This is a genomic window from Methylobacterium sp. Leaf112, from assembly GCF_001423295.1.
Taxonomy (GTDB): Bacteria; Pseudomonadota; Alphaproteobacteria; order Rhizobiales; family Beijerinckiaceae; genus Methylobacterium.
The window spans coordinates 116,835-122,834 of record NZ_LMNG01000004.1; the positions used below are offsets into that span (position 1 = coordinate 116,835).

Genomic DNA, 6,000 nt, shown 5'->3' on the forward strand with positions numbered 1-6,000 from the left:
CCCGGCCGCCCGGCCAGATCAGGGTTCGAAGGGCCCGGCCCTTCGCGCGTCCTGGTTCGCGGATCCTGGTTCGCGGGTCCTGGTTCGCGGGTCCTGGGCGGAGCCCCGGAGAGCGCTCCGGCTCAGCCCTCCGCCTCCGCCCTGGCATCGGTGATGAGGCTGGCGAGCCCCGCATCGACCTCGGCGCCGAGGAGGGCGCGCTCGGCGTCGGTGAGGTCGGCGGCCCAGCCGCGCGTGCCGAACCCGTCCGCGCACTTGGCCCGCTCGGCCGTGAGATAGGCCTCCGTCTCAGTGGGCTGCGTCCGCATGGCCTGGACGAGGCCGAACCAGGCCGCCCGCTCCACCACGGCGAGGCGGGCGCGCAGGCGGATCATCACCGCGCGCTCGGGGCTGACATCGTCCATCGGCTGTTCCGTCTCCGGTCTACAGTCTCAGCGCCGGGGTTCGCAGCGCGTCTTCACGTAGGTGTCCTTGTCGTTGCCGTGGCCGGCATTGGCCGCGAGCACCGGGCCCTGCATCAGGCATTCCTGAAGCGTGTGGGCCGGGCCGGTGATGATGTCGAGCGCCGTTTCCCGGGAGCAATCCGGGGCCTGGACGGTGGAGGCGCAGACGAGGGCGACGACGAGGACTGGGTTCATGCCACACCACCTAGATCGCGGGCCCGGCGCGGCAAGGGCGGGGCGCCGCCGGCCCTGCAGGGAAATGCCGGATCGCCCGTCGCCTAAGCCCGGCGTGCCGCGCGCCGCCCCGAGATCCTGCTTCGTGCTTGTTTTGTTTCACGGTTTGGCTGCGATATCGTTCAAGGATATTCGTCCTGGGCTTATAGTCTTAGGAAAATAATATAGATTTTGCCCGTCGATCCCCCCAGGTACGGGACAAATGACGAACAGAATGGAACAAGTCTGTGGACGTCCGGCGCCCGGGCCGATCCGACCCCGCCCGGCGCGTGTTAAGCTTTTCGTGCGAGAGCCGGGACGCGTCGGGGCGGGTCCCGTCGTACGGCAACCGGAGCGGGCATGAGCGTCGGCATCGAGATGGGACTGAGCATGGGGCCGGGCGCGGAGCCCGCCCGCCTCGACCTCGAGGAGTTGCTGGCGACCCGTCTCCTCGTCCAGGGCAACTCGGGCTCGGGCAAGTCGCACCTGCTGCGGCGCCTCCTCGAGCAGAGCGCCGGATCGGTGCAGCAGGTGATCGTCGACCCGGAAGGCGATTTCGTCACCCTGGCGGAGGCCTACGGCCACGTGGTGGTGGACGGCGCCCACGGCGAGGCCGACCTCCAGGCCATCGCCGCCCGGGTGCGCGCCCACCGGGTCTCCGTGGTGCTCACCCTGGAGAGCCTCGACATGGAGGCGCAGATGCGCGCGGCGGCCGCCTTCCTCGGCGGCCTGTTCGAGGCCGAGCGAACCCATTGGCATCCCGTTCTCGTCGTCGTCGACGAGGCGCAGATCTTCGCGCCGGCCGCCGCCGGCGACGTCTCGGACGAGGCGCGAAAGGCCTCCCTCGGCGCCATGACCAATCTCATGTGCCGGGGCCGCAAACGGGGCTTGGCCGGCATCATCGCGACGCAGCGCCTGGCCAAGCTCGCCAAGAACGTCGCGGCGGAAGCCACGAACTTCCTCATGGGCCGCACCTTCCTCGACATCGACATGGCGCGGGCCGCCGATCTGCTGGGCCTCGACCGGCGCGGCGCCGAGCGGTTCCGCGATCTGGCGCGCGGCGAGTTCGTGGCCCTCGGCCCGGCCCTCAGCCGCCGGCCCCTGGCCCTGCGCATCGGTCCCGTCACCACCTCGGCGCGGTCGGGGTCCCCGAAGCTCGTGCCCCTGCCGGCCCCGGCGGACGCGGACCTGCGCGCCCTCATCCTCACCCGCTCGGCCGAGGACAGCGGCCCGGCCTGGGCGCCGGCCCCCCGCACGCCGCCGGCGCCGCGGGCCACGCCGGCCGATCTCATGCGCGAACTCAGCGCCTACCGGCCCGAGCCCGTGGAGACACCCGAACCCTTGAGCGAGGCGGAGATCCGCGCCGGCTGCGACGCGGTCCTGCGCGGCATCGCCGCCGATCCCGATGCCGGCGGCCAGCCCGTGGCGGTGGTGTATCAGGACTTCCTCGTCCGCTGCCGCATGCGCGGCCTCGACGGCGAATCCCTGAGCCTCGCCGCGTTCCGCCGTCGCCTCGGCGTCGCCCGTGCCGGCCTCGACGAGGCCGAGCCGTCGCAGGCGGATGCGCGGTGGGACGAGGCGCAGGCCGCCGCCGCCGCGCTTCCCGACGAGGTCCAGGGCCTGTTCCTGATGTTGGCCCGCGCCGCCCTGGCGGGCGAACCCTGCCCCGGCGACGAGGCCCTGGCCCGGGCCATCGGCAGCCGCTCGCCCGGCCGGGCCAAGCGCCTGCTCGCCTATGTGGAGACGCGGGGCACCATCGTCTGTCGGATGGATTATCGCGGCAACCGCGTCGTCGCCCTGCCGTCCCTCAACTGCGAGACGGCGCCCGGCGACCCCAAGGCCCCGTTCGGGGACGGGAAAGCCCCGACCGGCGACGCCAAGGTGCCAACGGGCGAGGCCCCGTCGCCATCGACCGTGCCCGAGATGCCTGGCCTGTTCGCGGCCGAGTGATCCGGCCGCGACGCCGTCAGGCTACTTGATCACCGCGCAGGCGATGCGCGGGCCGGCCCCGCCGATGGGCTGGGTCGTGTGGTCGTCCGGGTTGGCGTGGATGATGAGCGCCGAGCCGTCGCCGTCCTTCAAGCCGCCTTCGCCCGTGAGCGGGGTCTCGCTCGACACCTCGGCGTTCACCGAGCCGTCGGCGTTGGCGTAGACGTTGGGCAGGTCGCCCTCGTCCGGGCCGTCGGGGTTGAGCAGGCCGTGCTTGCTCTGGTCGTGGTTCACGTGGGCCTTCGACTTCTCGAACTTCTCCGTGTCCGAGCAGTCGCCCACGGCGTGGAAGTGGATGCCGTGCCAGCCGGGCGGCAGGCCGCCGGCGTTGATGGTCACCCGCATCACCAGGGCGCTGGCCCCGTCGCGGATGGCGATCCGGCCGATGGCCTCGCCCTTGCCGTTCTGGATGTCGGCCTCGAACGTCTGGGGGGCGGCCGGGGCGGCCGGCGCGGCCGGGGCGGCCGGCGCCGGGGGCGTCGCCTGAGCCGGCGGCTCCTGCGCCTGGGCGGCGGCTGTCAGAGCCAAGAAGGGCAGGGCCAGAAGGGGGGTGATCGTCAGGACGCGTCTCATGGAATGGCTTTCCTCTCCACGCCGGGGGCGCTTCTGAGCCTCAACGAGGCAAGGTCCCGGGTCGATCCGGGACCGTACCGATTCGTCCGATGCGGGGGGCGTCTTCGGACGGGGTGTTTCCAGGGCGAGGCATGCCGCTCCGGCCGCCTTCGCGCAAGCAGTCCGCCCCCGGTACGGCCGCACCCTCCGGTGGACGCCGCGTTGACACTTCCTTAAGGTTTCGTCCGATCCGGGGCGGGATCGTCCGCGATTCGCGCACCCCTCCGCGAAGGCTGGGACTCGATCGGGAGCGCCGCATGTCCACCCCTCTCCGCCTCGTCGCCCTGCTGGCCCTGGTCTGCGCCGGCCCCGCTGCGGCGCAGACCGCGCCCGCCGAGCGGGCCTGGACCGATCCCCCGGCGCGGGCCGCCGCGGCATCGGAGGCCCAGTCCGCAGCCGAGCCGGCCCGGGCGGCAGGGAAAGTGCCGCAGTCCGAGCGAACTCTTGCCGAGAGGACCCTTGCCGACACTCGTCGTGCCAAGCCGAGCGCTGGCAAGGCCAGGACGAAGGCCACCGTCGCCGAGGCCCCGCGGTCGCGTGTCGAGCCCCGCACCGTGCAGCGGACGCCGAAGGTCCGCGTGGCGGCGGAGTCCCGTCGCGGCGTCACGGTCCGGACCCTGACGCCGACCCGGCCCGACCTGCGCAGCGCGTCGCCCCGCATGGCCCACGCTCATCGCTCGTCCGCCCGTCCGATGCGCTACGGCTTCATCGCGCCGCCCCCGCCGCCGGGCGGATTCCCCGAGGATCCGCGCGCCCGGCGCATCCGCCAGGCGGAGGCGGCGGGCTACCTCGTCGTGCGCCGCAGCACCGTCGCGGCGCCCGATGGCCGCATCCTGTACGGCTACCGGCCCTACGATCCGGATGACGCCGACGATTGAGTTTTCGCGGCGGCAACGCCACAAACGAAAAACCCCGCCGGGAGACCCGGCGGGGGTGAAGGACGTATCGGGTGCTCGTGCGGCGCCTCAGCGCAGGCGGCCCGGGCGGGCCGGCTCGAACACGATGCGGCGGTGATAGGCGCACCAGCTCTTGCCGTCAGGCACCGAGGCGCCACAGCACACGGCGCGGTCGTTGGGCTCACCGATGATGAACTTGCACACGAACGCACCCGATTGCGCGAAGGGAACCCGCAGGGAAGCGGACGGCTCGGCGATCGCATCGGCCTCGCCGACCTGGGACATGCGGACAAGCTGGTTCATGGTTGAATTCGACTCACGGAAATAGGGTGTCGCGGGCCTCGGCCCGACGGGATGATCGAAGGCGCTCGCCGTGTCCCGAACGGCTCGTTTCGCCGTCAGAACCGCGCTGACGGAGCGGACTTTCAGCCAAGCGGAACCGGGAGGATTGGGGCGAGCGGGACGCGATCACGTCATGCTGCTGTTATATATGGCGTTCTCGCGCTCGCAAACAAGTCCCACTGCGTATGCCTGCCCCGGGCCGGGTGCATCGCACTGGCGAAATGGACGGCACGGGGCGGTTTTTTGAGGTGCGGTGGCGCACGGGATCGGGCACAGGGTCGGGCATGCCGTCCCGTTCCGTTCCCGCACCAGCATGAAAGATCGGATGCGCGTCCTCGTGACCGGCAGCGCCGGCTTCATCGGCTATCACCTCGGCCGCCGCCTCCTCGCGGCGGGTCACGCCGTCACGGGGTTCGACGGGTTCAGCGACTATTACGACGTCGGGCTCAAGCGCGCCCGGCACGCGGCGCTCGCCGAGCATCCGGCCTTCGCGGCCGTGGAGGGACGCCTGGAAACCCCGGGCCTGCTCCTCGACACCCTGGCGCGGGTACGGCCCGACGTGGTGGTGCATCTCGCGGCCCAGGCCGGCGTGCGCCACAGCCTGGAGAATCCGGGCGCCTACGTGCAGGCCAACCTCGTCGGCACCGCCAACCTCATCGAGGCGGTGCGGGCCCATCCCGTGCGCCACCTCCTGTTCGCCTCGACGAGTTCGGCCTATGGCGGCGCCGCCACGACACCGTTCCGCGAGACCGATCGGGCGGTGTCGCCCCTGACTCTCTACGCCGCCAGCAAGCTCGCCGGCGAGGCGATGCTGCATTCCTACAGCCACCTGTTTTCCATCCCCACCACGGCGTTCCGGTTCTTCACGGTCTACGGCCCGTGGGGGCGGCCCGACATGGCCCTGTTCCTGTTCACCCGGAAGATCCTGGGCGGGGAGCCCATCGAGGTCTTCGCCGAGGGCGCGGCCGAGCGCGACTTCACCTACGTCGACGACCTCGTGGCGGCCATCGCCAGCCTGATGGACACGCCGCCCGGGACGGTCCCCGTGGGGGCGTTCGACACCCTGAGCCCGGTGGCGCCCTACCGCCTGGTCAACATCGGCGGCGGCCGGCCCGTGCGCCTCGACGCGATGATCGACGCCCTGGAGGCGGCCCTGGGGCAGCGGGCCGAGCGGATCCTGAAGCCCCTGCCGCCCGGGGACGTGGCCCGGACCCACGCGAGCACGGACCTCCTGCGGGCCCTCGTCGGCACCGTGCCGGAGACGCCCCTGTCGGTGGGGATCCCGGCCTTCGTGGATTGGTACCGGTCGTATTACGCGGCCTGACGCGCCCCCGACGGATCGGGGGCGGCGCGGGTCAGCGCTGGGTCTGGCCGACGCTGACAAGCTTGGCCGCGCTCCGGGCCTTTCGCTCGGGCAGGGTATCGCGGGCGGTGCGGGCGATGGATTCGGCGTCGAGGCCGGCCTCGCGGTACATGGCGTCGGGGGAGTTGTGGTCCTGGTAGGT

6 protein-coding genes and 1 pseudogene are annotated in these 6,000 nt (G+C 72.2%); 3 read left to right on the forward strand and 4 right to left on the reverse strand.

The genetic code is table 11. The annotated features are described in order from the left end of the window. Nucleotides 1-122: 122 nt before the first annotated feature. On the reverse strand, nt 123-404 hold the full coding sequence (locus tag ASF52_RS04130) for a hypothetical protein (protein ID WP_056168070.1): 282 nt from the start codon (nt 402-404) through the stop codon (nt 123-125). Between the two features lie 27 nt (nt 405-431). Continuing rightward, complete coding sequence (locus ASF52_RS04135; RefSeq protein ID WP_056168073.1) at nt 432-638, reverse strand: hypothetical protein; 207 nt, start codon at nt 636-638, stop codon at nt 432-434. Between the two features lie 378 nt (nt 639-1,016). Here ASF52_RS04135 and ASF52_RS04140 point away from each other — a divergent pair, with 378 nt between their 5' ends. Continuing rightward, entirely contained in the window at nt 1,017-2,606 is a 1,590-nt protein-coding gene (locus ASF52_RS04140; RefSeq protein ID WP_056168076.1) for an ATP-binding protein, read from the forward strand. A 21-nt stretch (nt 2,607-2,627) separates the two neighbouring features. Here the strand turns inward: ASF52_RS04140 and ASF52_RS04145 are convergent, their stop codons facing one another. Then, on the reverse strand, nt 2,628-3,218 hold the full coding sequence (locus ASF52_RS04145; protein ID WP_056168079.1) for a superoxide dismutase family protein: 591 nt from the start codon (nt 3,216-3,218) through the stop codon (nt 2,628-2,630). A 296-nt stretch (nt 3,219-3,514) separates the two neighbouring features. Here ASF52_RS04145 and ASF52_RS04150 point away from each other — a divergent pair, with 296 nt between their 5' ends. Next, nucleotides 3,515-4,135, forward strand: a complete 621-nt coding sequence (locus ASF52_RS04150) for a hypothetical protein (protein ID WP_056168082.1) — start codon at nt 3,515-3,517, stop codon at nt 4,133-4,135. Between the two features lie 87 nt (nt 4,136-4,222). Here the strand turns inward: ASF52_RS04150 and ASF52_RS04155 are convergent. Continuing rightward, nucleotides 4,223-4,468: pseudogene (locus tag ASF52_RS04155) on the reverse strand (hypothetical protein); the annotation flags it as partial. Nucleotides 4,469-4,820: 352 nt separating this feature from the next. Here ASF52_RS04155 and ASF52_RS04160 point away from each other — a divergent pair. Continuing rightward, nucleotides 4,821-5,819, forward strand: coding sequence for an NAD-dependent epimerase/dehydratase family protein (locus tag ASF52_RS04160; RefSeq protein WP_056168089.1), 999 nt, complete (start codon nt 4,821-4,823; stop codon nt 5,817-5,819). Nucleotides 5,820-6,000: the final 181 nt, after the last annotated feature.